A 26,765-nucleotide genomic window follows, 5' to 3' on the forward strand; every position below is an offset into this window, starting at 1 on the left:
GTGGAGATTAAATGCGCTTGCATGCGATGCGTGTGCATGTAAGAGTCGCGGCATGACTTCGTCCGCACCTCTGTCCGCCACCACATCCACGTGGAACGCAAAACTCTGGGGAGTTCTGCTCACGGTCTCCCTCGTCATCGGCCTCGACGCGCTCGACGTCTCGATGGTGGGCGTCGCACTCCCCTCCATCCAGGCCGACCTGGGCCTGTCCACCAGCGCGCTGCAGTGGATCGTCAGCGGCTATGTCCTCAGCTACGGCGGGCTGCTGCTGCTGGGTGGACGCGCCGCCGACCTGCTCGGACGCCGCCGGGTGTTCCTGACCGCGGTAGCCGTGTTCGCTGCCGCCTCCGTGCTCGGCGGCCTGGTCGACGACGGAGCTCTGCTGGTCGCCACCCGCATACTCAAGGGCATGGCGGCGGCGTTCACCGCGCCTGCCGCGCTGTCCATCGTCACCACCACGTTCGCCGAAGGGCCCGCGCGCAACCGGGCACTGGGCATCTTCTCCGTCTTCGGAGCCAGTGGCTACTCGGCCGGCTTGGTGCTCTCCGGCCTGCTGACCCAGGTCGGCTGGCGATGGACGTTCTTCCTGCCGGTGCCGGTCGCGGTGATCGCGTGGATCGCGGCCGGCCGTCTGCTGCCCAAGGACGGCCCCCGCTCCTCCGGCGGCTACGACATCCCCGGCGCGATCACCTCGGTCGGCGCGATGCTGCTGCTCGTCTACACCGTCGTGGAGGCGCCGGAGGCCGGCTGGGCCGCGCCGAACACGCTGATCCAGTTCGCGGTCGCCGCCGCGCTGCTGCTCGCCTTCATCCTGATCGAACGCCGCAGTACGCATCCGCTGGTCCGTCTCGGCATCCTCCGCTCGGGCTCGTTGGCACGGGCCAACCTGGGCATATCGGTGTTCTTCGGCGGCTACATCGGCTTCCAGTTCGTGGTCATGCTCTACTTCCAGTCGGTGCTGCAGTGGTCGGCGATCCAGACCGCGCTCGGCTTCCTTCCGGCCGCGCTGATCGTCGCCTTCGGCTCGCCGCAGATGGAGCCCTTGATCGCACGGCTCGGCACCTCGCGCACCATCGCGGGCGGTGTCATCGCACACCTCATCGGCTACGTGCTCTTCCTCGTCATAGACCGGGACGCCCCGTACGTCGTCGGTGTGCTGCCCAGCATGATCCTGCTCGGTATCGGATTCACCCTGGCCTTCGCGTCCTTCAACATCCAGGCCACCGCCGGCATCCCGGACCATGAGCAGGGCCTGGCCGGCGGCCTGCTGAACACCTCGACGCAGGTCGGCGGCGCGATCGGACTCGCCATCGTCACCGCGGTCCTCACCGCCGGAGGCGAAGGCAAGACCGGCCCCGACGCCCTGCTCGCCGGCTTCACCCCGGCGCTGCTCACGGTCACCATCCTCTCGGCCATCGGCCTGCTCATCGGACTGTCAGGAGTGCTCGGACGGCGCAAGATCGACAAGCCGGCGGACGAGTCGGCGGAGAAGTCATCGGACGAGCCGGAGCTCGCCCTCGTCGACTAACCGGTCCTGTCGCGGCGCATCCCGGTGTGAGGCACCAGCCAAAACCGGGATGTGCCGTTCTCGGTACGCATCGGCGTGACTCGCTGACGGCTCCGCCACGCATGCGCCACGTGGGGGCGCAGCTAGGCGTGTTGTCCGGGCAGGTTGGTGACGGGCCGGCCCCGCGCCCGGTGTGCTGCTGGCCCGCCGCCGATGCTGCGATGCTTCCTTGTCCGCGAGGACGATGCCCGGTCTGCTGCGCAGCCGTCCGCGGTGGCGCGCGGGACACGCAAGCGGGTCATGACTGCTCGCAGGCGGGCGCGTCCCCGGCCTGCCCGTCTGCACATCAGTCAACGGCACACCCGGGCCAACGAGCAAATGCCCGAACGAACCGGCCCAGGCCTCCCGGACCGTTTGAGCATCGTGCACAACCCTCGCCCGCCGTTGAGCAGCGTGCACATTGGTTGAAGGAGGCGGCGCCTTCTAACGTCTAGTGCGACGGACCAAGCAGCACACAACGGGGAGACATCACATGCGTACACGAACGTTCATCGCCGCGTCAGCAGCCGCGCTCGCTCTCACCGGCGGTGTCGTCGCCGCCGCCCACGCCGACGGGGGTGGTGTGGGCGGCGGCCGGGCCGGTACGGCGCAGGCCGAGAGCGGGGCGCTCGCGAAGGGCACGCCGAACGGCACCGAGTACTCCTTCCAGGGCTACGGGACCGTTACCTGGATCGACCATGAGACCTCCGGCACTCGCGAGGACCGGGACGACTTCTACGTCGACGACTCCAATGGGGACGGTTACTCCTTCAGGCTGACCGTCTACAAGGGCGGCAAGACGTACACCAAGCACGTCTACGACGGCGCAGCGAAGACGCTGAACGTCGGGAACGTGAAGAAGGGCAAGAAGGTCTACTTCAAGGTGTGCGGGTACAACAACGGCCACAAGGTGGACTGCAGCGCCAAGAAGTGGTGGCGCGAGTAGGACGCTGCCGCCTCTTGCTGCTGCCCCGGGTCGCTCATGGTCCGGGGCAGCAGCCGTCACGGCTCACGTTCCTCAACACCACAGATCCACTACCGGATGCGGGTAGCGCCCGGCGGTCACCCGGCGCGGGCGTTGCTGATGTGCAAGGCGTGGACGACGTCGTGGATGCCGGTACCGGTGGTCAATAGGTCGAGGCCGAGCACGGCTTCGGTGGTGCGCAGGTGTGCGCGCACCGTGTTGCGGCTGATGCCTATGCTGCGGGCGGCTCGCTGGGCGTCGGTGTTGGCGTCGATCCATGCCTGAAGGGTGCGGCGATGCTGGGTGTGAAGGGGGCGGAGGATGGTCTGGGCCCAGGCGGCGGCGCGTTCGGTGCGCAGCAAGTCGTCCAGGGTGGGGGGCGGTTGATGGTCCTCGGCTTCGGGGCCTGCGCAAGAGCTCCTGAGGGCCAGGGCCAGGTGGACCGCGGCGCGGGAGCGGACATCTGCGAGGTCTTGGCCGAGGGCGTGTCCCGCCCGTCGCAGGTGTGCGGTGACGGTGTTACGACTGAGGTCGAGCAGGCTGGCCACGGCGGACCGGGGCATGCTCAATGCCAGGCGGGTGATGTCCACGCTGGTCTTCGGAATGGAGTCCAGGGGGCGCACAAGCGAGCGAGCCCAGTCGAGGGCGGGCTGGCGGGGGAGGACACCATCCAGCGGGGTCTGGCCGTGGTAGGAGGCAACGCGGCTGGGAGCGGTGCGGGCAGCAGCCAGGGCGTGGGCGGCCTGGCTGTACGCTTCGGCCGTCGCACTGAGGGGGTGCGTGCCGCTGACTCCCAGCGCGTAGTGCGGATTGTCGCGTACCAGACGGCGCAGGATCTCTCCCTGCCCGTGCGCCTGGCCACCGGGATCACCTGTCCCTTCGCCCTCGTCATCAGCGACGAGACAGATCAAGTGTTCTTTGAAGACAGGGCACTGCACCATCAGATTCGGACCGTGATAGCCGGAGGGATCCTGATGGGCGCGGGCGATCCGGTCACGGTCGGGCGGCGGGCAGTGCAGCAGATGGACTCGCAGCCGGCCGGCGTCAAGCAGCGGTGGGACGGCACCGGTCGTCATTCGCCGTGCCAGCAGTGGCTCCCCCGCCAGCAGCGCCTGTAGCACGGCGAATCGCAGCTGGCGTGCCTTGTACTGATAGTCACGCCAGGTCCGCTCGCTGCCCTCGGCATGGCGTAACAGTGTCAGTACACTGCCGACGTGCGAGGTCAGCGCCACCGCCTCCGGGGTCGGCTCCAAGGAGTCGGCCACCACCAGCACCGGACGCGGCTCGTGTGCCCCGAGGCCCTCACAGCGCACATGCAGCGCCCCAACATCAGTCGCGGCTGCGCCCAGTTGCCCACTGGATAATCGCGCGAGCAGCGGAGCGAGCGGACGCAACACCTCCGTGGGAAAGCCCTCCGTGGACGACTCCACCCTGCCCGCACCGTCCGCGATCAGCGCCGCGTGGGCGCCGGTCTGCCGGTACAGCCAGTCGAGAACCTTCCGTATGTCCGGATCGCCCCCACGTGACGCCTGCCGCCTCACCTCACGCAGCAGTCCATCCAGCCGCCCATTTCGCTGTTGCGCCCCAGTACCCCCCACGGCTCCGCACCCTCTCGGTTCAGCGTGCTCGTCTCCGCGCCATACTCAACGCCTCAGCTACCCACGAAATACGAGCCGGATGCGCCAAACACAACCACCCGAGGAGTTTGGTCGCAGCTCCTGCCCTTCAACGCCCCCGTTCCAGGCGGGAGCAGGGCGTGTGACGAGTAGCGGCCTAGGTCGTGTATCGAAAGTGGATCTTGAGCCGTGGATGATCTCGGTTCATGGGGCGGGGAGATCTCACGGATGAGCAGTGGGCGGTGCTGGAGCCGTTGTTGCCGAAGAGGAGGAAGGTGGGGCGGCCGCCGGTCTGGTCCCGGCGGCAGTTGATCGACGGCATACGGTTCCGGGCCCGCACCGGGGTGCCATGGCGGGACGTGCCCGTCGAGTACGGGCCGTGGGGCCGGATCTACGCCCTGTTTCGCCGGTGGCAGCGGGACGGCACCTGGCACCAGGTTCTCAGCCGGCTCCAGGCCCTGGCCGATGCGAAGGGCGCGATCGTGTGGGACCTGAGCGTCGACTCCACCGTGTGCCGTGCCCATCAGCATGCGGCCGGGGCCCGCAAGCAGGGTGACCTGCAGAAGGAACCACCGGGCGGTGTCTTCGACGAGCCCGGTGATCACGGGCTGGGGCGTTCGCGCGGCGGGTTCACTACCAAACTGCACTTGGCTGTCGAGCAGGGTCAGAAGCCCATGTCGATCGTGGTGACGGCAGGGCAGCGGGGGACTCGCCGCAGTTCGAACGGGTGCTGGAGAAGGTCCGTGTGCCCCGCATAGGGCCCGGTCGGCCGCGCGTCTGCCCCGACCGCGTGCGGGCTGACAAGGCGTACGCCTGCCGGAAGAACCGCGCCCACCTGCGCCGCCGGGGAATTCGCTGCACCATTCCGGACAAGGCCGACCAGGCCCGCAACCGCAAGAAGCGCGGGTCCAGCAGCGGCCGGCCACCGAAGTTCGACCCAGAGGACTACAAGGCCCGGCACGCGGTCGAGTGCGGCATCAATCGCCTCAAGAGACATCGAGCCGTGGCCACCAGGTACGACAAACTCGCGGTCCGCTACGAGTCAACCGTCCTCGTTGCCGCCATCAACGAGTGGTTGTGACGTACTGGTCCGACGACAACTCGAACACCCGGACTCGCCGACCGCCGGTGGGATTGACGGTCTCACGGACCGGACGCATCCCCAGTTTGGTCATGATCCGTTCGGAGGCGTCGTTGCCCATTTGAGCGATGCTGACGATCCGCTCCAGCCCTCGCTCTTCGAACCCGAACCGTACAGCGGCTGCAGCGGCCTCGGTGGCCAAGCCCTGCCCCCAGTGGGAACGTCCCAGCCGCCAGCCGACCTCAACCGCCGGCAGTACCTCCGGCAAGAAGTCGGGCACCGAAAGGCCGGTGAACCCGGCCAGCTCGCCAGTGGACCGGATCTCCACGGCGAACAGGCCGAAGCCTTGTGACTCCCACTCGCTCTCCCATGCCTGGATCCCGCTGCGAGTCTGCTGTTCGTCACGGACGCTGCCGTCACGGATCCACCGCATGACCTCGGGGTCGGCATTGACGGCAGCCATGGGCGCAACGTCTTCCTCGCGCCAGCGACGCAGGATCAAACGGGGAGTCTCAAGCGTGACCATCCAATCATTCTGGATCACAAAATGGGCTCCCCGCCATCCTCACCAGGCACTTTCGATACACGCCCTAGGTTCGATGCGCCAGCGCATCTTCGCCCACCGCCCCAGGTCTGCGAGGGGTGTGGTGGCGGGCAGGTTGGAGATCCAGTAGCCGGTGGGTGCGGATGTGTCCGGTGGCCATTCGCCCAGCAGCGTGCGGGTGGGTAGCACGCCGTCCCAGTGGTTGCGGCCACCGCCGGCCTCCTGGGAGGCGAGGGCGGCAGGCTTGCCCACGGTCGGACCTCCAAGGCGGGGAAGCGCGAGGACAAGGCAGCTTTGCTGCCCTCGCGCCAGGCCACCTCGGCGAACTGTGAGTCCCGCCTGGAGGAGTTCGGGCAGCGGGCGGGGCCGGCTGCGCTGGCGCGGCAGGGTCGGCGGGGCCCGGCCCGCCATAGGCGGGCAGGTGCGGCACAGCTCCCGCGGGCCGGGCGGTCCCTTTCGGATCGACCGCCACCACATGGCCCAGGCCCCGTACCTCCAGCGCGAAGCGGAAGGCGACGCTACGGCCGTATCCGGCATCGGCCACCACTACCGGGGCGGTCAGCTGCCAGGAGGCCGTCTCATCGAGGATATCCAGTGCCAGATGGCATTTGGCCGCGTGACCGACCGCATCCGGAACCCCCGCCGCTCGGCACCGGAGGCGGTCCTGCGTCCACTCCGCCGGCAGAACAGCCGTCACTCCAGCGGGCACGAGGCGGTGGTATCGGTGACCGCGTGCACGCTCACCGCGACCTGGCAGTTTTGCCTGCTTGCCCAGCGCGCCGCAGTACTTGCCGGACCAACCCCGACCGAGACGGTGCCGCACTTGGGAAACCAGACATCGTCAACCACCCACGCCTGCCGCCTGATTGCCGCGCTCAACCACTCGCCCGCTCAGCGATCTGCCGCCGCACCGGGGCGGGATCCCACTGGACTGGTTCACGAACTGCTGCAGGGCCTGCATGTTCCCGTCCGGCAGCCGGGCGCCATCGGCCGGATCGACTTGCATCGCCCCTCCAGCATCAGACCACGCAGATGACACTCGCCCCACCCGCGCTGATCCCACCACGGAAGCGAGCCGAACACATCAGCAACGAACTCCGCCAACTCGCCCCGGAGCCGGGCCACTTCGCCAAGCCGCATACCCGGGGGCTGTTAGTGTCACGATCATGAGCCTGCCACGCCCGCTCCCTCTTGCCGAGTGGACCATGCGCAACGCCTTCCGTCTTGCCGCTCCCGGCCTGGCCGCCCCGCTCGACGACCTGGAGCCGCTGCGCCGACTCGTCGGTGACGCGCGAGTGGTCGCGCTGGGCGAGAACTCCCACCAGATACGCGAGTTCGGGCTGATGCGCGATCGGATACTGCGCTTTTTGGTCCAGGAGTGCGGATTCACCGTCTACGCGGTGGAGTTCGGGGCCGCCTCCGGCCGGGCCGTTGACGCCTGGGTCAGGGGCGATGACGGCGATCTCGACGCGTTGATCACGCCCCGCGCCGACGGCTATCCGGGCCAGTCCGCCGAGGGCCGCGACACCCTGCGGTGGCTGCGCGCCCACAATGCCACCGCGCCGCATCCGGTCCGCTTCGCCGGGCTCGACGTACCGGCGGCCGGCGGCTCGCTGGCGCCCGTACTGGAGCCGGTCGCCAGGTATCTGGCCGATGTCGACTCGGGCGCGGTGCACTATGCGCGTACCGCTCTGGAGCTGTCGGAGCCGCTTGCGGGCGGCTCGGGTCTGGTCCCCGCCCACGCCCGCCTCCGCCTCGACCCCGCAGTCCAGGACCGGCTCTCGGCCACGCTCGGCCGGCTGCTCAACCGTGTCACCGTCATGCGTGAGGTCTATGTCGAGAACGGCGGCCGCCAGGCATACGAGAATGCCCTCTCGGACGTCTGGGCGGCCTGGCGCACCGACCAGATGCAGCGCGCGATGTCCGAACTGCTCGGCGGCGCACCGGACGCCGCCGACCTTGGCGCCCGAGACCGCTACCTGGCAGACAGCCTGCTGCACCTGCTCGACCGATCCACACCCGGTACCCGCATTGTCGTCTCCGCGCACAACGCCCACATCCAGCGCACCGCCAACCCCGAGGGCGGCCCGCTCGCCCGTACGCCCATGGGACACCCCCTCGCCCAGGAGCTCGGGACGGACTATGTGTCCGTGGCGCTGACCAGCGGTGGCGGCCGGACCGTGGCGAACGTCCCCGATCCGACGCACCCTGCCGGGATGCGCCAATCTGCGGCCGACGCCCCCGAAGCGACACCCGACAGTGTGGAGTCGCTGTTCGCAGGCGTGCTCGAAGCGCCGGCGCTGGTGGACACCCGCGCGCTGCGCACGCACGCCCGGCGACATGGCCTGCCGGAGCCAGCCCGGATCCGCATGGACAACGGCTTCCTGCCCGTGCCGGCTCTGGATGCGTACGACGCGGTGATCAGCGTGCCACGCACCACGCTCACTGTGGACTTCGCCGAAGCAGACGCCACATCGTAGGCCTCTTCACCAGACAGGCCCCAGTGATATGAGTCAGAGGTTCGTCGTTGATCGTGTGTGACGCGGCTTGGACCGAAGATTCCGCCGTAGTCGGTAACTGTTGCCCAGCGGGCGGTGCTTGAGGACCGTGGACGACACCGGCTTCCTGAAGGCAGGGGTGCAGCGGCAGCACTCCGGCACCGCCGGGCGGACGGAGAACTGCGGTCGGCGTCTTCCTCGCCTATGCGGCCGGCGGCGGCCGGACACTGATCGATCGCCGGTTATATCTGCCCACCTCCTGGACGCGAATTCCGTTCCGGTGGGTTGCGGCTGATGCCGCTGGGGCCTGTCCGGCGGATCATGGGCGGAGCCGCGCCGCGTCTCTGAGCTGCCGGTCGCTCGCTCAAGGGGCCTGCTCGGAGGTGGAACGCCGCTCGTGCGTTGTGGCTTGGCGGGCGCGGTGGTTGGCGACGTTGATGCGGTTGCCGCGCAGTCCGGGCATGCAGTAGCGGCGGCGACCGGGCAGGGTGGTGTCGATGAACACTCCCCGGCAGGTGGGCGCGCCGCACGGGCGGAATCGCTGCCCGCCGAGGGTGTGCACGACCCCGAAGCTGCCAATGCTGCAGATCATCGAGAGGGCGTCGGCGATGGGTGCTCTGTCGCCCAGTGGGGCGGCCCAGAGCGTGCGGTTCTCGTGTGCGGGTCGGGAATTACGGTGCCTTCCCGCTACGTTCGCCCAACAGCCACTTTCACGCCCCTGCTTCGTCCAGGAGACCTCTCCCATGTCAGAGCTAGAGATCGATGCCGTGGTGTTCGACGTGCTCGGCACGCTCGTCGACGAACCCGCCGGTATCCGCGCCGGCATTCGTGAACTCGACCCGTCGCTCGACGATCTCAGGATCGAGCAGCTTTTGTCGGTGTGGCAGCAGCACATCGAGCGCGAGCAGCGTCGCATCCTCGACGGCGTCCGGCCCTATCTCACGAGCGACGTCCTCGATCGGGAAGCCGCCCAACTCGTCGCCGACGCCGCTGGAGTCGACGACCCGACTGCCGTAGCGGCGCTGGCCCTGTCAGGTCGCCGGCTCCCGCCGTGGCCCGACACCGTGGCAGGGCTCGCCCGACTCGCCGAACGGTTCCCGCTGATCGGACTCTCCAACGCGAGCCGGACGGCGCTGCTGGGACTCAACGCCCACGCCGGACTGCGCTGGCACCAGGCCCTGTCCGCCGAAGACGCCCGGACCTACAAGCCGGACCCAGCGGTCTACCAGCTGGCCGTCACCGTCACCGGACGACCGCCGGAGCGGCTCCTGATGGTCGCCGCCCACGCCTGGGACCTGCGCGGAGCGCAGGGCCTCGGCCTGCGCTCCGCCTACGTCGCCCGCCCCGTCGGCGACCCGCCCACCTCCTCGGACCGGTTCGACCTACACGCCGACGGCCTGACCGACCTGGCCGACCAACTCGACAATGCCCAAGGCCTGTCCGGCTGATCATTCGGCTGCCGCGTTGTCCACTCGTTGTGCCTGCTATGGGGCGGAACGATCCGCTGCCGGGCCTGTCACCAACGTGCCGGGACAGCACGGCTAGGCTCCGTGCGGCCCGCGCCGGAGTGGAGCGCCCGGTCAGGCCCCGGCCCCCGTGACGGGACGCATAAGGGCGGGGCCGCACCTGTACGGCGACATCGTTCAGACGCCTGTCGTCGGCTTCTTCCGGGCCTCCTCCAGCAGGTTCCACACAGCGGTTCTCTGGGGTAGGGCCTGTTGCGTGAGGCGTGGTTGAACGGCTCGTTGCAGCTCAGCATCGGTGCGGCCCAGCGTATCGAGTGCAACAGGTGTGGCGTCATCGCTGGATCGAGCGATGCCCATCGGCGCTGGTATGCCTGGCCGGGATGGCCGTCTTCATGTACGCCCCTCGCTCCCACTGACCAGCTACAGAAGCCGGTGATGCCGCGTTTAGGCTGGCGGTGACTCGGCACCGGCCGGGAAGCGAGGGAAACGGAAACAGCGTGGCGGGCAACGAGAAGGACCTGGCGGACGCACAGCGCCGGCACTGGCAGAGCACCTACAGCGCCCACCCGGGCATGTACGGCGAGGAGCCCTCCGGCCCGGCCGTCCACGCCGCTGCCGTGTTCCGTACTGCCGGGGCCCGGGACGTGCTGGAGCTGGGCGCCGGGCACGGCCGCGACGCCCTGTACTTCGCCCGCCAGGGCTTTACGGTGAAGGCCACCGACTTCTCTTCCACCGGCCTGGAGCAGCTGTGTGAAGCAGCCCGATCCCAGGGCGTGGACGCACGGGTGACCACCGCGGTGCACGACGTACGCGAGCCGCTTGAGCTTCTTGATGCCTCGGTCGACGCGGTCTTCGCGCACATGCTGCTGTGCATGGCCTTGTCGACCAAGGAGATCCACGCACTGGTCGGCGATGTCCGCCGTGTCCTGCGGCCGGGCGGCGTGTTCGTCTACACCGTCCGGCACACCGGCGACGCCCACTACGGCGGCGGCACCGCGCACGGCGACGACATCTACGAGCACGGCGGCTTCGCCGTCCACTTCTTCGACCGTGGCCTGGTCGACGCCCTCGCGGACGGCTGGGCGCTGAACGAGGTGCACGCCTTCGAGGAGGGTGACCTGCCCCGCCGCCTGTGGCGCGTCACCCAGAGCCTGCCCCGGTGAGCGCCGCCCCGATACCGGCCGCCGACCTCACCGTCGACGGCACCGGACTGCTGTGCGTGACCCTGCTGCTGAAGCTGCGGGCCCGCATCGCCGACGCGCCACCGGGCACGGTCGTCCACGTGATCGCCACGGACCCGGCCGCGCCGCTCGATCTGCCCGCCTGGTGCCACATGACGGGCCACACCTACCTCGGACCCGTGCCCGACCCCGGCCGGGACGTCTACGCGCTGCGGCTGACGACCGCGGCCCTGGCCACCCGGCCCGATGCGCCGTGGCACCCCGCCGACCAGCAGGACCGGCCCAAGGGCTGAGCGCAGGTACACCTCCTCCTGATCCCACGACCAGGCGCAGCAGCTGAGCGAGGAGTTCGCGCAGGTCACGGTCGCGCGCGAGGCGGAGCATCACCGCGTGGGTGCGGGTATGCGGCATCGGCCAGGGCTGGGACAGGATGTGGGCGCGTTCGGCGGCCCGCCACCGCTACGACGCTGGGCCCGGCGCACACGCGATGGCCATCTCGGCGATGAACGCAGAACGCACCGGTTCGGGCATGACGGCACGGCGAGGCACAGCAGGCCGCCGATAGTTCATGGTCCGTGGATTCAAGTATCCGTGTATCGTCTTGTCCATGCTGACCCTCGCCACCGACCTCGACGCCCTCACCCGGTTCGGACGGGCGCTGGCCGATCCGATCCGCTGCCGTCTGCTGCTCGCGCTGCGCGAGGCCCCCGCCTACCCCTCCGACCTCGCCGAGGCACTCGGGATCTCGCGGACCCGGCTGTCCAACCAACTGGCGTGCCTGCGCGATTGCGGCCTGGTCGTGGCCGTGCCCGAGGGCCGCCGCAGCCGCTACGAACTCGCCGACGCACGCCTCGGTCACGCGCTGGACGACCTGCGCACCGCCGTGCTCGCGGTCGAGGCCGACAAGACCTGCCCGGACGCCGAGGCGAAGGGGTGCTGCTGATGACCGCCGAGATACCCATCGGCATAGGCCCCGCCCCGGCCCGCCGGGATGCGCTCGCCCGCCGCATACGGTGGCTGGTCGCGGCCACCATCACCTACAACGTCATTGAGGCGATCGTCGCGATCACTGCCGGAACCATCGCCTCCTCCACCGCGCTGATCGGCTTCGGCCTCGACTCGGTCATCGAGGTCTCCTCCGCCGCAGCGGTCGCCTGGCAGTTCGCCGCCCACGACCACGCGGTACGTGAGGCACGGGAGAAGACCACCCTCCGCATCATCGCCGTCTCCTTCTTCGCCCTCGCCACGTACGTCACCATCGACGCCATCCGGGCGCTGGCTGGCACCGGCGAGGCCGACCGCTCCATTGCGGGCATCGTCATCGCCGCCCTCTCGCTCGCGGTGATGCCGTTCCTGTCCGCCGCCCAGCGCAAGGCCGGACGCGAACTCGGTTCCGCCTCGGCCGTCGCCGACTCCAAGCAGACGCTCCTGTGCACGTACCTGTCCGCCGTCCTCCTCGCCGGCCTGGTGCTCAACGCCACCCTGGGCTGGTCCTGGGCGGACCCCATCGCAGCCCTGGTCATTGCCGCCATCGCCGTCAAGGAAGGCCGCGACGCCTGGCAGGGCAAGGGCTGCTGCGCGGCCCCCGCGGCTGCGGCGGTGCCGTCCGCCGACACTGAAGCGGACGCGTGCGGATGCCACCCTGGCTGCGATTGCTGCGGCTGACCCGACACCGGCTTACGCAGAGGACCCCGGCTGTCAGGTGGCCGGGGTCCTCTGCGTGCCAGCAGGGCCCCTGCCCCGTGCACTGGGCCGCCACTTGGCAAAGACACCGAATTGCGAGGTCAAGCCCGCTGGTTGAGGGCCTTCGACAGGCGTTCTTCGAGTTGGCGGACGAGGGCGGCCGGGCGGGCGCTGCGGGCGGTGGCGTTGGCGAGGTCGGCCGGAGGGAGGCCTGGGTGACCGCGGGCCCGCTCGCCGGGTCCGGGGTGGTTTCGTGTGCGGCGGTGTGGAGGGCGTCGAGGAGATCGCCGCGGCGGTAGAGGAAGGTCCGGTCGACGCCGGCCGCGCGGGCGATGGACGAGGCAGTGAGCGGGGTGGCGTCGCGTTGAGGCCGTCGAGGTCGGCGGTGACGCGGTCGATCAGGCGCCGGACGCGGCGGATCTCGTCGCCGGTGGGCATGGCCCACGACCGTATCGGGACCGGCTACCGTCTCATTCGCCGCCCCGATCCCCGTCTGCACTCCTCGATCGGCCAGGCGCTGGAAGGCGCGCGTACCGTCGTCAACGTCGGGGCCGGCGCCGGTTCGTACGAGCCCGAGGGCGCCGACGTCACTGCGGTCGACCCCTCGGAAGTCATGTTCGACCAGCACCCGGGGGTCAGGAAGGTGATGGCCGGCGCGGCGTGCCTGGCGTTCCCGGGCGGCTCCTTCGATGCGGCCATGGCGGTCAGTACCTGCCGGAGATCCGTGAGCTGGAGTACGCCCGCTTCACACCGCTGTCCGAAGTCGTCGACGCGCTCGACGCGCACACCGTGCTGCCCTTCCCCATCCCGTATGACTTCAGCGACGGCTTTTGGATCGCCTACTGGCGCAGGCCCGAGTTCTACCTCGACCCGGTCGTCCGGCAGGCCTGCTCCGCCTTTGCGCAGCTTCCGCCCTCTGTCGTGGAACCGGCGATGGCGAAACTGCGCGCCGCCCTCGACTCCGGTGCCTGGCGGCGCCGTCATGCCGACCTGCTCGACAAGGAAAGCGTGGACTACGGGTACCGCCTGCTCATCGCAGGTGAGAGCTTCGGCCCGTAGTGACAGCACCGTCCCGGAATCCGTTCCCATCCATGCCCTGTACACCCGCAGGGGACTACTCCGCCCCCGCCTTGAGCGTGTCTTTGGTGACCAGCCTGGAGCCGGAGTAGCACAGGCGGTAGAGATCGACCTGGTCCAGGAGGTTGCCGTTCGAGCGGTAGAACTCGCAGATGGTTCCAGGCGGCCGGGGCGCGAAGCGCACATGGTCGGGGGGATACGGGAAGGGGCGTGGCGGAAGGAGGTGTGCGATTTCGGTGCGTGACTGGCCGCTGCGCAGCTCCTCGTAGCGCGACGGCGGCAGCACACTGGTGGCCAGTTGGTAGGCCAGATACGCGGCGGTGGGCAGGAAGAACACTGCTGCCACGGCGGGAGCCGCGAAGACGGTGGCGAAACGCCATCGGATCCCGCGCCGTAGGTGAGCCAGTCGGCGTGCCGATTCGGGTACGGCGCAGGTGGCGGTGTCCTCGGGGCCGGTGTCCTGCGTGCCGCCTGTGGGGAGGGGGCGGGTGATGTCCTTGGGCAAGGCCCGTGGCGTCGGATTCTCCGTCGCATGGTGCGGCAGGATGGCGCTGACCTGGAAGCCGCCCTCGTACGGCCCGGTCTGCAGCGTGCCGCCGAGGACCGTTACCCGCTCCCGCAGTCCTGCCAGGCCGCGGTTGCCCGCCACCGTGCCGGGCAACGGGCCTGCGGGCGGGGGAGAGTTGACGATCCGGACGTGGGTGCGCTCGCTGTCGTGGGTGATGCTCACCCGCACGGTGCTGCCCGGGGCGTGTTTGGTGGCGTTGGTGAGGGCTTCCTGCACCACCCGGTACACGCCGCGTTCGATCACTGGTGACAGTGCGGGGAGGGGGCCGTTGCGCTGCCACTGCACCGGGACCCCGGAGGCGAGCACGCGGCCCAGGAGTTCCTCGACGGTGTCAGTTGCGGCCGGACTCGCCCTTGCCAGGGGCTCGTCGCGCAGCACGGCGACGGTCTCCCGCAGCTGTTCGACGGCGTCGGATATCGTCCTGCGCAGCTCGGCGACGTCGTCGCGGTCCTGAGGGATGAGTGTGGGGGAGAGTTCCAGTGCCCCGGCGCGCAGCGCGACCAGGGTCAGTGAGTGGCCCAGCGAGTCGTGCATGTCGGCGGCGATGTCAGCGCGTTCGGTGAGCCTGGCCCGCTCGGCGACGAGATGCTGCTGCTCCTCGAGGCTGTGGGCCAACTGCCACCCTCCCCGTACCAGTTCCCTCCGGCCGCGCCAGTAGCGGCCGGCGAGCCACGGCAGGAGGAGCGCGGAGGGCAGTACCGTCAGCGCGTAGAACCACCACACCGCTGGCACCTGCAGGAGGGCGCACAGCGCGAGATCGATCACCAGGCAGCCGGCGAGCACCAGCAGCGGGGTGTGGGCCGTGGCGGTATGTGCGCCCAGCAGGCAGCTCAGCCCGGCCAGAGCCATGACGTAGGCGTTCGCGGGGCTCACAGGATTGGCCAGTCCCAGGGCGCACAGGGCGTTTACCAGGAGGACCGCCGTCCCCGGCCGGTGCCGAGCGAGAGGGACCGCCACCGCCAGCACGATCAGGGGGAGCAACAGGTCCCGCGTGAACGAGGTTGCCGAGGCGTTCCTGAACCAGAGGACGCCTGCGGCACAGAAGACGGCCCACAGGGCGGCGTCGCCGAGCGCCGATCTCAGCGGTGTGCGAACTCGCCACATGGGCCGTCGGGATTCCTCTCCTGTGGTTGCGGTGTGTGCTGTCATCCGCCCGACGCTACGTCACGGTCCGGTGGCATGAGGGGTAGGCCGGGTGAGGGCTCGGCCCGCGGGTAAGACGGCGAGGCTGGTCAGGTGTCGCGCCGGCGCAGCACGTACAGGCCGGTCAGATGGGCGGTCAGTGTCCATGCCAGCAGGATCAGGACTGCTGCGGCCGGCGGGTAGGGGGTGGCGGCGCTGCTGCGCATGAAGTGGTCGCCCGCGCTGTGTGGCAGCCAGTCGTTGATGGCGAGCAGGACCGGGCCGCCCAGCCCGACAAGCATGCTCGGCAGCGCCCACAGCAGCGTGAAGAGCACCGTCAGTGCTCCGGCCGCGTGCCGCGTGGCGAAGGACACTCCTACGGTCAGTACCGCGACGAGGGCGTAGTAGAGCCCGACGGCCAGGACCTGGCCGACCGCGGCGGCAGCGCCGAAGGAGGCATGGCCGGAGAACGGCCCCCAAGCCACCGCCATACCCGCTGCGGCAAACAGGGCGCCGGCGGCGAAGGCGACCACGGCGGCCACCAGCGCCTTGGCCAGTTGAACCCGGTGCCGGACCGGCACCCACAGCAGCGACGAACTCATGCTGGTGGTCGTGTACTCACTCGTGACCGTGACCGTGGCCAGGACGACCACGGCGAACTGGACGAGGGCGGTGGAGGACACCGCGGCGTTGCCGACCGGCTGGACGGCATGCTCGTTGATGCGGGCGATCGAGCCGTAATAGAAGGAGAACACCCCCGTCGCCGGCAGACCCACCAGGAGGCACAGGTACGGCGCACGAACCGACCACAGTTTGGTCCACTCGGCAGCGACCGCGCCGACGAACCCGCTGGCCGATCGTGTCCGGGTGCCGCGTCCGGGCGTATCCGTGCACACGTCAGCCGTCATCGTGTCCACCTTCCGACCCCCCTTGCCATGTCAGCTTCAAGTCCCGTGTCGTGCCGTGGTCGTGGTCCGGCACCGCGCAGGTGTCCGGCGTGGCGCTCGGGGCCGGTCCCGTGGCCCCCATGGCACTCCTTGCCCGTCGCGTACTCGACACTTCGCGCCGTCAGTTCCATATAGGCCTGCTCCAAGGAAACCTGTACGTCGCTCAGCTGATGCAGCCTGACGCCGCAGTCGTGCGCGAGGTCGCCGACCTCGGCAGCGGTCCGGCCTTCGACGACGATCTCGCCCTTGTCCGATGCCTCGACGTTCACGCCGCTGTCTGCCACAAGACGACTCACCAGCACCGACAGCTCCTCGGGGTCAGGCACCCGGGCACGCACGGATGCCAGGGAGCTGCCGGCCAGGAAGTCCGCCATGGATGTGTCGGCCAGCAGCCGGCCCTTGCCGATGATCACGAGGTGATCGGCCGTGAGCTGCATCTCGCTCATCAGATGGCTGGAGAGGAAGACCGTACGGCCCTGGGCGGCCTGGTCACGCACGAGCCGTCGCATCCAGCGCACACCGTCGGGGTCCAGGCCGTTGACCGGTTCGTCGAGGATCAGCGTCGGCGGATCACCGAGCAGCGCGCCGGCCACACCAAGACGCTGGCCCATGCCCAGCGAATACGCCCCGGCAGGGCGTCGCGCCGCCTTGGCCAGGCCCACCGTCTCCAGTACTTCGTCCACGCGGCACACCGGGATGCCGTTGCTGCGTGCCTGCGCGATGAGGTGGCTGCGTGCCGAGCGCGCCGGGTGCAGCGCCTTCGCGTCCAGCAGCGCGCCCACTTCGCGGACCGGGTGGCGCAGGGCGGAGTAGGGCCTGCCGTCAATGAGTGCCCTGCCCTGCGAGGGGTGGTCCAGGCCCAGGATCATCCGCATCGTGGTTGATTTGCCTGCCCCGTTGGGGCCGAGGAAGCCGGTCACCTTCCCTTCCTTGATGTCCAGCGTCAGGTCGTTCACGGCGACGGTCTCGCCGTATCGCTTGGTAAGCCCTCTGAGGGTGATCACATCGGTTCCTTAGGCGTCTGCCGGACTTCTCTCTCGTACGGCAGCGACGCTAGAAGGGCTGGACGAGGCGGCACATGGGTCGTTCGTCAGCACCTTCATTCCTTTCGTCAGGGGTGCAGCTCCACCGCTGGTCGCACTTCTCGCAGCCGCCGGCCCCACGGTCGGCCGGGGGCCGTACGCTCGGCTCGTGGAACAGACATCACCAGGCTGTCGGCCGGTCCGCGTCCTCGTGGCGGACGACGAGGCGATGGTCCGGGCCGGGGTACGAGCCATCCTGGCCAGGGACTCGCGCACAGAAGTGGTCGCCGAGGCGGCCGACGGCCATGAGGCCGTCTCACTGACGCGCCGTCACCGCCCCGACGTGGTCCTCCTGGACATCCAGATGCCCGGACTGGACGGCCTGGCGGCAGCGGCGCGGATCCACCAGACGCTGCCGACGGCCGGCGTGATCATGCTGACCACCTTCGGGGAAGACAGCTTCATCACACGCGCCCTCGAGGACGGGGCCAGCGGCTTCCTACTCAAAGCGGACGACCCCCGGGAACTGCTGAACGGAGTACAGGCGGTGGGAGCCGGCGGGGCCTATCTCTCGCCGAGGGTTGCCGCCCGAGTCATCGCCGGTCTGCGCGCACACCGGGCGGCACGGCCCCACCGCCCACTTGAGCACCTGACCGGACGGGAACTCGAAGTTCTGGCCGCGCTCGGGGCAGGGCTGTCCAACGCGGAGATCGCCACCGGACTGCATCTGGTCGAAGGCACCGTGAAGGCACACGTCAGCGCGCTCCTCGGCAAACTGGGGGCGCGCAACCGGGTGGAGGCCGCCATCGCCGCGCACGAGGCCGGTCTGGTCCCTCGCGCCCCATAGACCGGCTTCGCCCGCTCCACCCGGACCGGAAACCCGTCGACCGGTCAAGCGGCACCCGCGCCCCGCGGTTCGCACGAACCGTCGTCCGTGATCAAAGAATTGCCGGGAATCCGATGCCTGGAGGGACCACTTTGGAAACGAATACGCGTAAGCGCGTCTCGGCATATGCGATAGCCACTGCGCACGATCAGTTGCTGCTGACCCAACTGTCGGACTCATCCCCGGTTTTCCTCCCTGGGCTGTGGCACGTTCCCGGAGGGGGGATCGATCCCGGCGAGCAGCCGGTACAGGCGTTGGCGCGTGAGCTGTACGAGGAGACAGGCCTTGACCTCCTGGACGCCCGTCTGGTTGACGCCCGCACGTACGCGGCCCACCGGAACGGCGTGAACTGGCACCTGGTGGCACTCTTCTACGCGGTCGAACTGGGGCCCGGCCCGCTCGTGGTCACCGAGACGGGCGGGAGCACGCGGACCGCCGCATGGAGGCCACTGACCGGCCTGCCCACAGCGGAACTGTCCCCCGCGGCGATCGACGCGCTCGGGATGATCAGCGGCCAGGACGCTCACCGCACGTCCCCCCGCTGAGCTGTGCCACCCAGCGGCGGCCGGACCGTTTCACGTGGCCCCGGCGCGCCCAGCGCCCCAGGACGGAGTGTCGTCATGCCTGTCCACCGCCTGGAGCTGGCAGCGCGACGCGGGGTGGCACATCACCACCGCGTGTCAGACGCCCGGATGCGTGCCGAGTGGGCGATCAGCTGATCACCGGGCCGTCGGCTTGGCGATCGTGCTGTGATCTGGGCACGTGGGCCGCTCAGCGTCGGGTGATCTCGGCTCCGTAGGCGGGGCTGAAGCCGCCGGCTTCGGTGTCCCAGTTGCCGGCCGTGGACTGGCTGAAGCCCGGCAGTCGACCGAATGCGTAGGCCGGCAGCTCGGAGGCGATGTCCATCAGCGAGGCGTTGCGGGCCACGCGCGGCCGAATGCCGAGTGCTTTCAGCGACGGCCCAGACTGTGCGGTTCCAGCGGCCGTCCAGCGTAAGCGCCGGGAAACAGTCAGGGTGTGCTCGGCGGTGAGTCGGCTGATGCGCGCGGCAGGCTGCGCGTACAGCAACAACAGCAGTCCCGCGGACGGTCAGTGGTCTCCAGCCCCGTGTCGTGGACCAGGCGGCGGACCGTCGCCCATCGACGCTCTCACTCTCGGCTCGTTCATCGAGGCGAGGCAGCCCTGTTTCTACTCCGGGCCTTGCTCCCCGTCGGTGGTGGTACGGGCGAGCAGTCGTTCATAGCGCTGTCTGGCGGCTTGAGGAGTGCCGAGTCCGAGACTGAAGGCGATCTCCGGCCAGGTCATGCCACGGCCCCGCGCCATCTGGAGGAGTCCGGCTTCCAGTTCGTCCATGTCCCCGCGAGCCAGTGGCACGAGGCTCAACGCAGCGGTGATATCGGTGTGGTCCACCTCTGGCTCGCCGTCATCGAGCTGTGCGGCTCCGCTGAGCAGGAACGACACAAGCCTGATGGCTTCATGCGGCCCGATGACGGAGGGATGAACCTGTCGTCGGCGTTGCTCGTCGGTGGCCGCGTGGCGCTCGGAGATGCGGAGCAGGGACGCGTATACGCGGTGCGCCCGCGCCTGGTCCGGATGCGGGGGCGTGAAGGGGCTGGCGGATTGATCGGGAGTCGATGTCATGCAGCCAGGATGGGCCGACACACTGGTTGTTGTCAACGAATCATTGTGAACATGCTGTTTGCTTGGTGCTGTCGTTGAATACGGGGCAGCTGAATGGCGGATCCACCAGCAGCGCCGCGCGGTCGAGCGCCGGATCGAAGCCGCGAGCCGGGTTCCAGGAGTGACTCGTCATCGGTTACAGCCGAGGCCGGAACGTGACCTGGGCGCGGCTGGCCGCCCAGGCGTCCGCCACGCCAAAGTCAGGCCAGAACAACTGAGACGACAGCCGGCATCCCTACCTGCGGGACCAGATCGATTGAGAAAACCGCCGCCTCTGGCGTCTCACCGTTTCTGGTCGCCGCAGGTCACGGCGCCAACCGTGAACCAGGCCATCTGCGACGGGACATGGGCGCCCGCCGTCATCCAATCGAGGCGTTTGACGGTGAACCCCGTCGTCGTAGCTTCCTTGCCGGCGAATCCAGTCGTGTGAGGTGAACGCGCTGCCGGCACTCGGTGCCCCGCACCGCCCCCGGACGTGCCCCGCGCGGGATAGCGTGCTCGGCTATGGGAGATGTGTCCTGGGCGGGAGTGGTGGCACCACGAGATGCCCCCGCGCTTCGACGTATCGGTCACCCGGGGGCCGGGACGGGCCAAGCCATCCTGATGCTGACGTTCGAGAGCCGGTCAGCGCTGGAGCATCACGAGGGGGGCACCGGCGGGCCGTGCGATGGCGCCTTTGGCCGCCGGTGCCCGCTCCCTCGGGACCGGCCGCTCAGCGGTTCCACCAGATGAGCACACCGCCGAGGATGAGCAGCAGGCAGACACCGAGGTTGACCACCTTGTGCTCCAGGAACACCGCGGCGAATTCGCGGATCGTCGCGCTGGGCCAGAAGTACGCGGCAGTGGGGGAGCCCACGACCTGACCGTTGACGCCGGTCTTCCGGGCCATCAAGGCGGCGCGGAAGGCGTGGTAGTTGTTGGTGACCACGACGCACCGGTACTCCGGCTTCTCCGCTTCCATGAGCGCCCGGCTGAAGCGCAGATTCTCCTCGGTGGTGCGCGAGCGGTCCTCCCGGACGATCCGGTCCGCGGGGAACCCGCGCTCGATGAGGTAGTCCGCCATCGCATGGGACTCCGGGAGCTGCTCGTCCGGCCCCTGCCCGCCGGAGGTCAGCAGCACGGGCGCGGTGCCGCGGGCGGCCAGCCGCTCGTACACCGCGCGTCCGCGTTCCAGTCGACTGGCCAGCAGTGGCGGCACCTTGGACCCGCCGATCAGCCCGGAGCCGAGCACGACCACGTAGTCGGCGTCCCGGCGGACCGGCAACCGCCCGTAGAGGAAGGCGTATCCAACGAAGCACAGAAAGAGGAACGAGACATAGCCGACCAGCCCGACGGCGGTCGCCCCGATCACCAGCAAGGTGCGCGAGCGCAGGGCCACGGCCGCGATCAGCAGCGCGATGACCGCGAAAATGCCGAGTCCGGCCAGCAGCGACAGCAGGTTGGCGGGGCGCCTGCCTTCCTTGCGCACCATTTTCACGCCGTTGGCGATCAGGAAACAGGCGAGTACGACGGTTCCCAGCGTCGGCAGCGCCAGGAGCGCCACGGCCGCGATCTCCCCCAACAGGGCGTGTGACCGGCCGAGTTTGCTGATCAGTGCGAGCAACGCGAAGGCGACGGCTAGCCCCAGATGGATGGCATTGCCGAACCTGCGGCGGTCGCGCAGCACGCCGAGGCAGAAGAGGACGGAGAAGAGGATCGCGGGGGCATAGGCCAACATGGCTGCATCGTAGACAAATTCATGATGCGCTCTTCACACGATGTGGTCGGAGGGTGTCGGGCCCACGCATCCGGCGCGGGTATGGCCCATCCGCCTTACCGCCGGTAACTTGGCTCTGTCCGCTCGGCGGTGACCCTGCCGAGCGGCTGTCCGCCGGACAAAGCCGGCGAGCACTCCCGATGCGGCAGGCGGATGACGTGAAGACCTTATTGCGCGCGGTGTGCCGTGCGCTGGCCCTGTGCCTCGTGATGGCCGGCCTCTTCGTCCCCGGAGCCGCCGCGGCCCCGGCCGCGCACCCTGCGGTGGCCGGGGTGCACCCGACAGCGGCATGGACCGCTCCGCTGTCCACCAGGGGCCGCTATATCGTCGACGCCGACGGCAGACGCTTCCGGCTGAAGTCCGGCAACTGGGACGGCGCTCAGGGCTCCTGGAACGGCTCGGGCGACATCAATGACCCGGCCGGTCATCACGCCGGCCAGAACTCCCACGGCATCCCGATCGGCCTCGACCGGGTCGGGATCGCCACGCTGCTGGCCGACTTCCGTGCCCTGGGCCTCAACAGCATCCGGCTGCCGTTCTCCAACGAGATGATCCACGCCACGGCCCCGGTGCCCGATGCCGCGGTCGCCGCCAACCCCCGGCTGCGCGGCATGACACCGCTGCAGATCTTCGACGCCGTGGTGGCGGAGCTCACGGCGGGCGGCTTCGCCGTCATCCTCAACAACCACACGAACACCACCCGATGGTGCTGCGGCATCGACGGCAACGAGCGCTGGAACAGCGCCCAGACCACCCGGCAGTGGGCCGACGACTGGGTCTTCATGGCCCGCCGCTACAAGGACAACGGTCGAGTGGTGGGAGCGGACCTCTACAACGAAGTACGCCGCGACATCCTGGACGACCCCAACTGGGGCCTGGGTGACGGGCATGACTGGCAGGCCGCCGCCCAGGAGGCCGCGGATCGCATCCTGACCGAGGCCAACCCCCGTCTCCTCGTCATCATCGAGGGCATCAACTGGACCGGTGTGCCGGTGGACGGCCTGCCGCACGGCCGCCCCACCCTCACCCCGGTCCGTACGCTCTCGCACACCCTCGTCGTCTCCGGGAAGCTCGTCTACTCGGCCCACTTCTACGGCTACACCGGGCCGCACCACAGCGGCGCCACCGGGATCGGGGAGACCAGCGACCCCCGCTACCAGGACCTGTCGGCCGACCAACTGCGCGTCGCCCTGTACGACCAGGCCTTCTTCGTCTCCGCCGAGACCGGACAGCACTTCACCGCACCCCTGTGGATCAGCGAGTTCGGCGTCGGTTCCGACGAGTCGGGCGCGGCCGGCCGTGCCTGGTTCGCCAACCTGACGGACCATCTCGCCGCCACCGACACGGACTTCGCCTACTGGCCGCTCGTCGGCTGGAGCACCGACGCCCAGGGCCGCCCGGCAGGGGACAGCTGGGCATTGCTGAGGTACGACAACTCGGGACACCGCACCGGAGTGCTGGACGGCGGGGACTGGCGCACGACGGCCTGGCACAAGCTGACGACGGCCCCGCAGCGGACGGGCCCCGTGCCACCCACCCCGACCTGGCACATGCTCACCCTCGACCACCGCGACTTCGTCCAGTCCCTGAGCGCACGGGCCCTCGGCGACTGGGACGAGGGCGCCCGCAAAGCGGCCTGTCCCGACGGCGAACGGCTGATCGGCATCAGCCACACCCAGGGCCGCGGTCTGTGCACCGACGCCCCCACCGCCGGCGATCTGCGCAGCCCGGGCAGCCGCCCCGAGGTCGTACGCGACGAGCGCCATGTCCCCGCGGGCGGCGACTGGGCGCCCGGATACCGCAAACTCCAGTGCCCCGAAGGCTATTTCCTCACCGGATACAGCCTGCGCGGCACGACGGTCTCCGCCGCGCTGTGCGCCCCCGCCCGCACGCCGCTCGGCACCGCGGGCCGGACCGTATGGTTCGATCGGGGCGACAGCCGCCCGCCCGGCGACCCGGGCGGCGACTTCGCCCACGGCCATTTCAAAGGCCAGTGCCCGTCCGACGCATACGCGGCAGGCATCGCGTCCACCAGCAGCCTCGGGCACCGGGGCCGCCCCGACGCCCTTCTCTGCCGGCCCCTGGCACGGAGTGCGGCCGACGTACCCGGACGGTGAGTGTCCGCACTCAGGTCAGCCGAGGCGGGCCCGGACCGCGATGAACGGGCCCGCCCGGGCAGCGGCCGCCGAGGCCCGGCTCACCGCTTACAGCTGTAGTGCCCCTTGTGCCACACCTTTTCCCAGTGGCCAGGGTGCCAGTGCTTGGTCCAGTGCCCCTTGTGCCAACGGTGGTGGCTGTCGTGCCACCCCGCGTGCCACTTGTGCTCCCAGTGCCCCTTGTGCCACTGCTTGGTCCAGTGGCCGGGGTGCCAGGTGCACTTGGCCTGGATCTGCTGGCTCACGGCGGCCGTGGGCGACGCGGAAGGGGCTGCTGCCGCCGCCGCGCCTGCCGTTCCGACGGCGGCCCCGCCGGCCAGAAGGGCACCGGCCGCCGCTGCCGCGAGCGAGCGCCTCATGTGCTGTGCTCGCATGGTTCTGCACCTCCTCTCGGCGCCTCCATGCCCGCGCGTGACGCTCCGGGACTCCGGGCGAGCGAGCGGAGTCGCCGCCGTGCCCCGGAATCGGTGCTATGGAGCACGCCAGCGGCATAAAGGCGACATAAGTAAAAATACTCCAGATCTCCCCACCTCGCCGTGGGAACACGGGGTGGTGAACAGTGACGGGACGGCCCCTCGCCCTGGGGTCACGGCATGGTCACTGTCCTCGTCAACGGACTGCCCGGAGCCGGGAGGCGACGCTTGCCCGGTCCTTGGTGGACGAGTTGGGGCCCCGCTCTTCAGCAAGGACGCCATCAAGGAGGCGCTGGCGGACACCGCCGAAGCGGTGCGCCCGCGCGGGTGCTCGCCCCGGGAGCGGAGCCTCGAGGTGGACGGCGGCACTGGTCATCGACTGCTCCGGGTGGCCGACGGCGGGGCCGCTTCGGCGAGGGGGACGCCGTGGCGTGCTGCGCCCGGTTCCAGCGGCTGCGGACGGTGGCGAAGTCGCTCAGGGCGCGGCGGGTGCCGGTGATCAGCTGGTGGGGGGTGAGGGAGGCGTCGTCGGTCAGGCGGCTGATGTCCGGTGCCTGGTGGTGGGCGGCCTGAAGCAGTGAGCTGCGCAGGACGCGGGTGGCCCAGTGTCGGTCTCACTCGTCCTCCTTGGTGGGGTGTTCGCCGAGCGCCGCCTCTTCTCCGAGCGCTTCACGAAGCGACCGCACCTGTCGCAGCCACCGGTCGTCATCGGTTGCGAAGTGGTCACTCCGCGCGGTGAAGTGAACCTCAAGCATTCTGCGGCATCCGTACGCGGTGGGCTCAGGCCCGCTGCAGCACTTGCGCTCGTGCTCTTTGTACGCCTGACGACGCATCCGTCCGTAACGCGGTTCTCACGAAGGGAAATTGACAGACCGCGTTCCCCCTTGGAGTCGTGGGCGGGGCTGAGGACGAGGTTGGGCCCGGGGGAGCTGGCGGACTGGCGTGCGGGGTTTTCCGATCCTCCGATGGTGGTGCCCAGCAGGGCGATCGCCGCGCAGATCAGGAAGCCGACCAGCCAGGGAACCAACGGCGCCGGTTTCGGGGACTGGAGGAAGAGCCCGACTAGGTAGACGGTGTAGACGGTGACCCCATTGCTGACTGCCTCGGCCAGGTACAGTCCGCCGGCGGACCAGCCGACGCCGGGCTGCAACGCGGCGTCCACCACCGGCGGGTTGTCGACCGCCGGTCCCCACAGCGCGCGGGCGGCGAACACCTCGAGTACGGACCCGACGAGCTGAGCGGCGATGTACGGAAGGGCCGACGCACCCGGGAAGACTCCGAGGCGCCACGTGGCCAGGGAGACCGCTGGGCTGATGTGTCCTCCCGAGATCCGCCCCGTCGATTCCGGATGAGCCCTGCGAGAAGCAGGCCCACACAGGCCGATGATCAGCAGTTTCAGGTGGATCTGCGGGATCGCGTCGGAGATCGGTGAGGGCCCGGCGATCCAGCCGCTGGGTCGTGCCCGGACAGTCAAGGCCCGGAGCGCTGCGGGCACACCCGATGCCGCGCTCGTTGCCTACATTTCCCTTCGGTTCACTCCCGACGGACCCGATGGAGGAATGGCAGATGAATAAGCGCAAGGCGATGGTGCGGTTACTGCCGGCGTTACTGCTGGTGGTGAGTGTTGGGGGATTCGCGGATACGTCGTCGGCTCAGAGCCGGAACGCCGCCGTCGTGCTGCCGGACGTGACCACGGCGGTCGGTCCGCAGTATGACACCACGCACGTCTATGTCACCCCCGGCGCGATGGATGCGTTCGTCACCTGCTGGGAGGCGACCTTCGGCGGAACCCACACGGACAAGGTGGTCACGGATGTCACGCCGACGCCCAGTACGACCGCGTCGGAACTGGTTCTCTCACCTGTGGGCACCCTGTCCGTCTTCGACTTCCAGACGCCGGTCCCCTACCCGTTCGGTGCCGAACGCACCGGCTGGCTCATGAGCGACTTCGACAAGGGCGTGCGGCTGGCCCGGGCGAGCGGGGCGGACGTCGTCGTCGCACCCTTCGACGACCCCATCGGCCGAGACGCGGTCGTCCAGTTCCCCGGCGGCGTCAACGCCCAGCTGTACTGGCACACCAAGGCTCCGTCCTACGCGCCGTTGGAGACTGTGCCGGACAACCGCATCTATCTGACAAGAGACTCGACGAGTGCGTTCCTCACGTCGTACCTGCGTTTCACCGGTGGCCGGATCGTCTCCGACGACCGGGCCGCCGACGGTGGTCAGCTCGGTATGCCCGACGAGACGTACCGCCGCATCACCATCAGCTCCCCCTTCGGCAACACGGTCGTCAGCGTGACCGATGGGCACCTGCCGTACCCGTTCGGGCGGGAGACCACCGGCTACGCGGTGAAGGACCTCACCACGACCCTGCACAAGGCCGAGGCCGCGGGCGCGAAGGTGCTGTGGGGCCCCTACACCTCTCGGACCAGCACCAGCGCGATGGTGCGGTTCCCCGGCGGCTACGTGGCCGAACTCCACCAGGGCGACGACCGCTGATCCGCGGTACCAGCCGCCGAACGCCATACCGTGCGGGCAAGGGCCGTCGCCCCGGGCAAG

The 26,765-nt window shown here is 69.5% G+C and carries 26 protein-coding genes and 4 pseudogenes; 15 read left to right on the forward strand and 15 right to left on the reverse strand.

The window, feature by feature from the left end; all coding sequences use genetic code 11:
• Positions 1-52: 52 nt before the first annotated feature.
• Positions 53-1,528: an MFS transporter gene (locus tag KI385_RS42200; protein ID WP_238577285.1), complete on the forward strand. Its 1,476-nt coding sequence runs from the start codon at positions 53-55 to the stop codon at positions 1,526-1,528.
• Positions 1,529-2,039: 511 nt separating this feature from the next.
• Positions 2,040-2,492, forward strand: a complete 453-nt coding sequence (locus tag KI385_RS42205; protein ID WP_238577286.1) for a hypothetical protein — start codon at positions 2,040-2,042, stop codon at positions 2,490-2,492.
• A 116-nt stretch (positions 2,493-2,608) separates the two neighbouring features.
• Here the strand turns inward: KI385_RS42205 and KI385_RS42210 are convergent, their stop codons facing one another.
• Complete coding sequence (locus KI385_RS42210; RefSeq protein WP_238577287.1) at positions 2,609-4,051, reverse strand: helix-turn-helix domain-containing protein; 1,443 nt, start codon at positions 4,049-4,051, stop codon at positions 2,609-2,611.
• Between the two features lie 281 nt (positions 4,052-4,332).
• On the opposite strand from KI385_RS42210, the gene KI385_RS42215 reads away from it, so the two are divergent.
• A protein-coding gene (locus KI385_RS42215; RefSeq protein ID WP_238577288.1) for an IS5 family transposase occupies positions 4,333-5,207 on the forward strand; the annotation gives its coding sequence in 2 pieces (ribosomal slippage) (positions 4,333-4,828 and positions 4,828-5,207; 876 coding nt in all).
• Here the strand turns inward: KI385_RS42215 and KI385_RS42220 are convergent.
• The 3 genes and pseudogenes from KI385_RS42220 to KI385_RS44825 all read right to left on the reverse strand — a co-directional run.
• Positions 5,191-5,733 carry a GNAT family N-acetyltransferase gene (locus KI385_RS42220; RefSeq protein ID WP_281066963.1) on the reverse strand — a complete coding sequence of 181 codons (543 nt, stop codon included), beginning with the start codon at positions 5,731-5,733 and terminating at the stop codon, positions 5,191-5,193. The genes KI385_RS42215 and KI385_RS42220 overlap by 17 nt on opposite strands.
• Before the next feature lie 39 nt (positions 5,734-5,772).
• Positions 5,773-6,003 (reverse strand): hypothetical protein, encoded by a 231-nt coding sequence (locus KI385_RS42225; protein ID WP_238577289.1) that lies wholly within the window; start codon positions 6,001-6,003, stop codon positions 5,773-5,775.
• 166 nt (positions 6,004-6,169) lie between these two features.
• Positions 6,170-6,574, reverse strand: a pseudogene (locus KI385_RS44825) (transposase); the annotation flags it as partial.
• A 343-nt stretch (positions 6,575-6,917) separates the two neighbouring features.
• On the opposite strand from KI385_RS44825, the gene KI385_RS42235 reads away from it, so the two are divergent.
• Positions 6,918-8,231 carry an erythromycin esterase family protein gene (locus KI385_RS42235; protein ID WP_238577291.1) on the forward strand — a complete coding sequence of 438 codons (1,314 nt, stop codon included), beginning with the start codon at positions 6,918-6,920 and terminating at the stop codon, positions 8,229-8,231.
• Between the two features lie 127 nt (positions 8,232-8,358).
• Positions 8,359-8,551: pseudogene (locus KI385_RS42240) on the forward strand (transposase); the annotation flags it as partial.
• 62 nt (positions 8,552-8,613) lie between these two features.
• On the opposite strand, the gene KI385_RS42245 reads toward KI385_RS42240, so the two are convergent.
• Entirely contained in the window at positions 8,614-8,841 is a 228-nt protein-coding gene (locus tag KI385_RS42245) for a CGNR zinc finger domain-containing protein (RefSeq protein WP_238577292.1), read from the reverse strand.
• Between the two features lie 151 nt (positions 8,842-8,992).
• Here KI385_RS42245 and KI385_RS42250 point away from each other — a divergent pair, with 151 nt between their 5' ends.
• The 3 genes from KI385_RS42250 (at position 8,993) to KI385_RS42260 (ending at position 11,189) form a co-directional block, all read left to right on the forward strand.
• Entirely contained in the window at positions 8,993-9,697 is a 705-nt protein-coding gene (locus KI385_RS42250) for a haloacid dehalogenase type II (RefSeq protein ID WP_238577293.1), read from the forward strand.
• Positions 9,698-10,212: 515 nt separating this feature from the next.
• A complete protein-coding gene (locus KI385_RS42255) occupies positions 10,213-10,878 on the forward strand; it encodes a class I SAM-dependent methyltransferase (RefSeq protein WP_238577294.1) in 666 nt (221 codons plus the stop codon).
• Positions 10,875-11,189 (forward strand): sulfurtransferase TusA family protein, encoded by a 315-nt coding sequence (locus KI385_RS42260; RefSeq protein WP_238577295.1) that lies wholly within the window; start codon positions 10,875-10,877, stop codon positions 11,187-11,189. The genes KI385_RS42255 and KI385_RS42260 overlap by 4 nt, the downstream gene beginning before the upstream one ends.
• A 52-nt stretch (positions 11,190-11,241) precedes the next feature.
• Here the strand turns inward: KI385_RS42260 and KI385_RS44830 are convergent.
• Positions 11,242-11,307 (reverse strand): annotated as a pseudogene (locus tag KI385_RS44830) (DUF3703 domain-containing protein); the annotation flags it as partial.
• Positions 11,308-11,503: 196 nt separating this feature from the next.
• Between KI385_RS44830 and KI385_RS42265 the strand changes: the two are divergent.
• From KI385_RS42265 to KI385_RS42275, 3 genes are all read left to right on the forward strand, one after another.
• Positions 11,504-11,839, forward strand: a complete 336-nt coding sequence (locus KI385_RS42265) for an ArsR/SmtB family transcription factor (RefSeq protein ID WP_238577296.1) — start codon at positions 11,504-11,506, stop codon at positions 11,837-11,839.
• The gene (locus KI385_RS42270; protein WP_238577297.1) at positions 11,839-12,561 is read left to right on the forward strand and encodes a cation efflux transmembrane domain-containing protein; all 723 of its coding nucleotides are present in this window, start codon (positions 11,839-11,841) and stop codon (positions 12,559-12,561) included. The genes KI385_RS42265 and KI385_RS42270 overlap by 1 nt, the downstream gene beginning before the upstream one ends.
• 678 nt (positions 12,562-13,239) lie before the next feature.
• A complete protein-coding gene (locus tag KI385_RS42275; protein ID WP_238577298.1) occupies positions 13,240-13,638 on the forward strand; it encodes a hypothetical protein in 399 nt (132 codons plus the stop codon).
• Positions 13,639-13,693: 55 nt separating this feature from the next.
• On the opposite strand, the gene KI385_RS42280 is transcribed toward KI385_RS42275, so the two are convergent.
• The 3 genes from KI385_RS42280 to KI385_RS42290 all read right to left on the reverse strand — a co-directional run bounded on the left by KI385_RS42280 (position 13,694) and on the right by KI385_RS42290 (position 17,297).
• Complete coding sequence (locus KI385_RS42280) at positions 13,694-15,373, reverse strand: sensor histidine kinase (RefSeq protein WP_238577299.1); 1,680 nt, start codon at positions 15,371-15,373, stop codon at positions 13,694-13,696.
• Positions 15,374-15,456: 83 nt separating this feature from the next.
• A complete protein-coding gene (locus KI385_RS42285) occupies positions 15,457-16,254 on the reverse strand; it encodes an ABC transporter permease (protein WP_238577300.1) in 798 nt (265 codons plus the stop codon).
• Positions 16,251-17,297, reverse strand: coding sequence for an ABC transporter ATP-binding protein (locus KI385_RS42290; RefSeq protein WP_238577301.1), 1,047 nt, complete (start codon positions 17,295-17,297; stop codon positions 16,251-16,253). Before KI385_RS42290 ends, KI385_RS42285 begins: the two co-directional genes overlap by 4 nt.
• A 187-nt stretch (positions 17,298-17,484) precedes the next feature.
• Between KI385_RS42290 and KI385_RS42295 the strand changes: the two genes are divergently transcribed.
• Together KI385_RS42295 and KI385_RS42300 are read left to right on the forward strand one after the other, a co-directional pair.
• Entirely contained in the window at positions 17,485-18,162 is a 678-nt protein-coding gene (locus KI385_RS42295) for a response regulator (RefSeq protein ID WP_281066964.1), read from the forward strand.
• Positions 18,163-18,293: 131 nt separating this feature from the next.
• Positions 18,294-18,746 carry an NUDIX hydrolase gene (locus KI385_RS42300; protein WP_238577302.1) on the forward strand — a complete coding sequence of 151 codons (453 nt, stop codon included), beginning with the start codon at positions 18,294-18,296 and terminating at the stop codon, positions 18,744-18,746.
• A 226-nt stretch (positions 18,747-18,972) separates the two neighbouring features.
• Here KI385_RS42300 and KI385_RS42305 read toward each other — a convergent pair whose 3' ends face one another.
• The 3 genes from KI385_RS42305 to KI385_RS42315 all read right to left on the reverse strand — a co-directional run bounded on the left by KI385_RS42305 (position 18,973) and on the right by KI385_RS42315 (position 21,598).
• The gene (locus KI385_RS42305; protein ID WP_238577303.1) at positions 18,973-19,128 is read right to left on the reverse strand and encodes a hypothetical protein; all 156 of its coding nucleotides are present in this window, start codon (positions 19,126-19,128) and stop codon (positions 18,973-18,975) included.
• Between the two features lie 261 nt (positions 19,129-19,389).
• On the reverse strand, positions 19,390-19,842 hold the full coding sequence (locus KI385_RS42310) for a DNA-binding protein (RefSeq protein ID WP_238577304.1): 453 nt from the start codon (positions 19,840-19,842) through the stop codon (positions 19,390-19,392).
• Positions 19,843-20,593: 751 nt separating this feature from the next.
• A complete protein-coding gene (locus KI385_RS42315) occupies positions 20,594-21,598 on the reverse strand; it encodes a YdcF family protein (RefSeq protein WP_238577305.1) in 1,005 nt (334 codons plus the stop codon).
• A 248-nt stretch (positions 21,599-21,846) separates the two neighbouring features.
• Between KI385_RS42315 and KI385_RS42320 the strand changes: the two genes are divergently transcribed.
• Positions 21,847-23,754, forward strand: coding sequence for a glycoside hydrolase family 5 protein (locus KI385_RS42320; protein WP_238578069.1), 1,908 nt, complete (start codon positions 21,847-21,849; stop codon positions 23,752-23,754).
• Positions 23,755-23,834: 80 nt separating this feature from the next.
• On the opposite strand, the gene KI385_RS42325 is transcribed toward KI385_RS42320, so the two are convergent.
• The 3 genes and pseudogenes from KI385_RS42325 to KI385_RS44835 form a co-directional block, all read right to left on the reverse strand.
• Positions 23,835-24,167 (reverse strand): hypothetical protein, encoded by a 333-nt coding sequence (locus KI385_RS42325; protein ID WP_238577306.1) that lies wholly within the window; start codon positions 24,165-24,167, stop codon positions 23,835-23,837.
• 653 nt (positions 24,168-24,820) lie between these two features.
• Positions 24,821-24,961, reverse strand: coding sequence for a hypothetical protein (locus tag KI385_RS42330; protein ID WP_238577307.1), 141 nt, complete (start codon positions 24,959-24,961; stop codon positions 24,821-24,823).
• Between the two features lie 188 nt (positions 24,962-25,149).
• A pseudogene (locus tag KI385_RS44835) lies at positions 25,150-25,701 on the reverse strand (aquaporin); the annotation flags it as partial.
• Positions 25,702-25,772: 71 nt separating this feature from the next.
• On the opposite strand from KI385_RS44835, the gene KI385_RS42335 reads away from it, so the two are divergent.
• Positions 25,773-26,705, forward strand: coding sequence for a glyoxalase (locus KI385_RS42335; RefSeq protein ID WP_238577308.1), 933 nt, complete (start codon positions 25,773-25,775; stop codon positions 26,703-26,705).
• Positions 26,706-26,765: the final 60 nt, after the last annotated feature.

Source organism: Streptomyces inhibens (assembly GCF_022221585.1).
GTDB lineage: Bacteria > Actinomycetota > Actinomycetes > Streptomycetales > Streptomycetaceae > Streptomyces > Streptomyces inhibens.

Excerpts from the sequence above, each read along its gene's own strand:
- KI385_RS42315 (WP_238577305.1), bottom strand. The coding sequence starts at position 21,598 with ATGTTGGCCTATGCCCCCGCGATCCTCTTCTCCGTCCTCTTCTGCCTC.
- KI385_RS42245 (WP_238577292.1), bottom strand. The coding sequence starts at position 8,841 with ATGATCTGCAGCATTGGCAGCTTCGGGGTCGTGCACACCCTCGGCGGG.
- KI385_RS42265 (WP_238577296.1), top strand. The coding sequence starts at position 11,504 with ATGCTGACCCTCGCCACCGACCTCGACGCCCTCACCCGGTTCGGACGG.
- KI385_RS42220 (WP_281066963.1), bottom strand. The coding sequence starts at position 5,733 with ATGGTCACGCTTGAGACTCCCCGTTTGATCCTGCGTCGCTGGCGCGAG.
- KI385_RS42335 (WP_238577308.1), top strand. The coding sequence starts at position 25,773 with ATGAATAAGCGCAAGGCGATGGTGCGGTTACTGCCGGCGTTACTGCTG.
- KI385_RS42205 (WP_238577286.1), top strand. The coding sequence starts at position 2,040 with ATGCGTACACGAACGTTCATCGCCGCGTCAGCAGCCGCGCTCGCTCTC.
- KI385_RS42250 (WP_238577293.1), top strand. The coding sequence starts at position 8,993 with ATGTCAGAGCTAGAGATCGATGCCGTGGTGTTCGACGTGCTCGGCACG.
- KI385_RS42285 (WP_238577300.1), bottom strand. The coding sequence starts at position 16,254 with ATGACGGCTGACGTGTGCACGGATACGCCCGGACGCGGCACCCGGACA.
- KI385_RS42330 (WP_238577307.1), bottom strand. The coding sequence starts at position 24,961 with ATGCTTGAGGTTCACTTCACCGCGCGGAGTGACCACTTCGCAACCGAT.
- KI385_RS42270 (WP_238577297.1), top strand. The coding sequence starts at position 11,839 with ATGACCGCCGAGATACCCATCGGCATAGGCCCCGCCCCGGCCCGCCGG.
- KI385_RS42235 (WP_238577291.1), top strand. The coding sequence starts at position 6,918 with ATGAGCCTGCCACGCCCGCTCCCTCTTGCCGAGTGGACCATGCGCAAC.
- KI385_RS42310 (WP_238577304.1), bottom strand. The coding sequence starts at position 19,842 with ATGACATCGACTCCCGATCAATCCGCCAGCCCCTTCACGCCCCCGCAT.
- KI385_RS42200 (WP_238577285.1), top strand. The coding sequence starts at position 53 with ATGACTTCGTCCGCACCTCTGTCCGCCACCACATCCACGTGGAACGCA.
- KI385_RS42325 (WP_238577306.1), bottom strand. The coding sequence starts at position 24,167 with ATGCGAGCACAGCACATGAGGCGCTCGCTCGCGGCAGCGGCGGCCGGT.
- KI385_RS42280 (WP_238577299.1), bottom strand. The coding sequence starts at position 15,373 with ATGACAGCACACACCGCAACCACAGGAGAGGAATCCCGACGGCCCATG.
- KI385_RS42320 (WP_238578069.1), top strand. The coding sequence starts at position 21,847 with ATGGCCGGCCTCTTCGTCCCCGGAGCCGCCGCGGCCCCGGCCGCGCAC.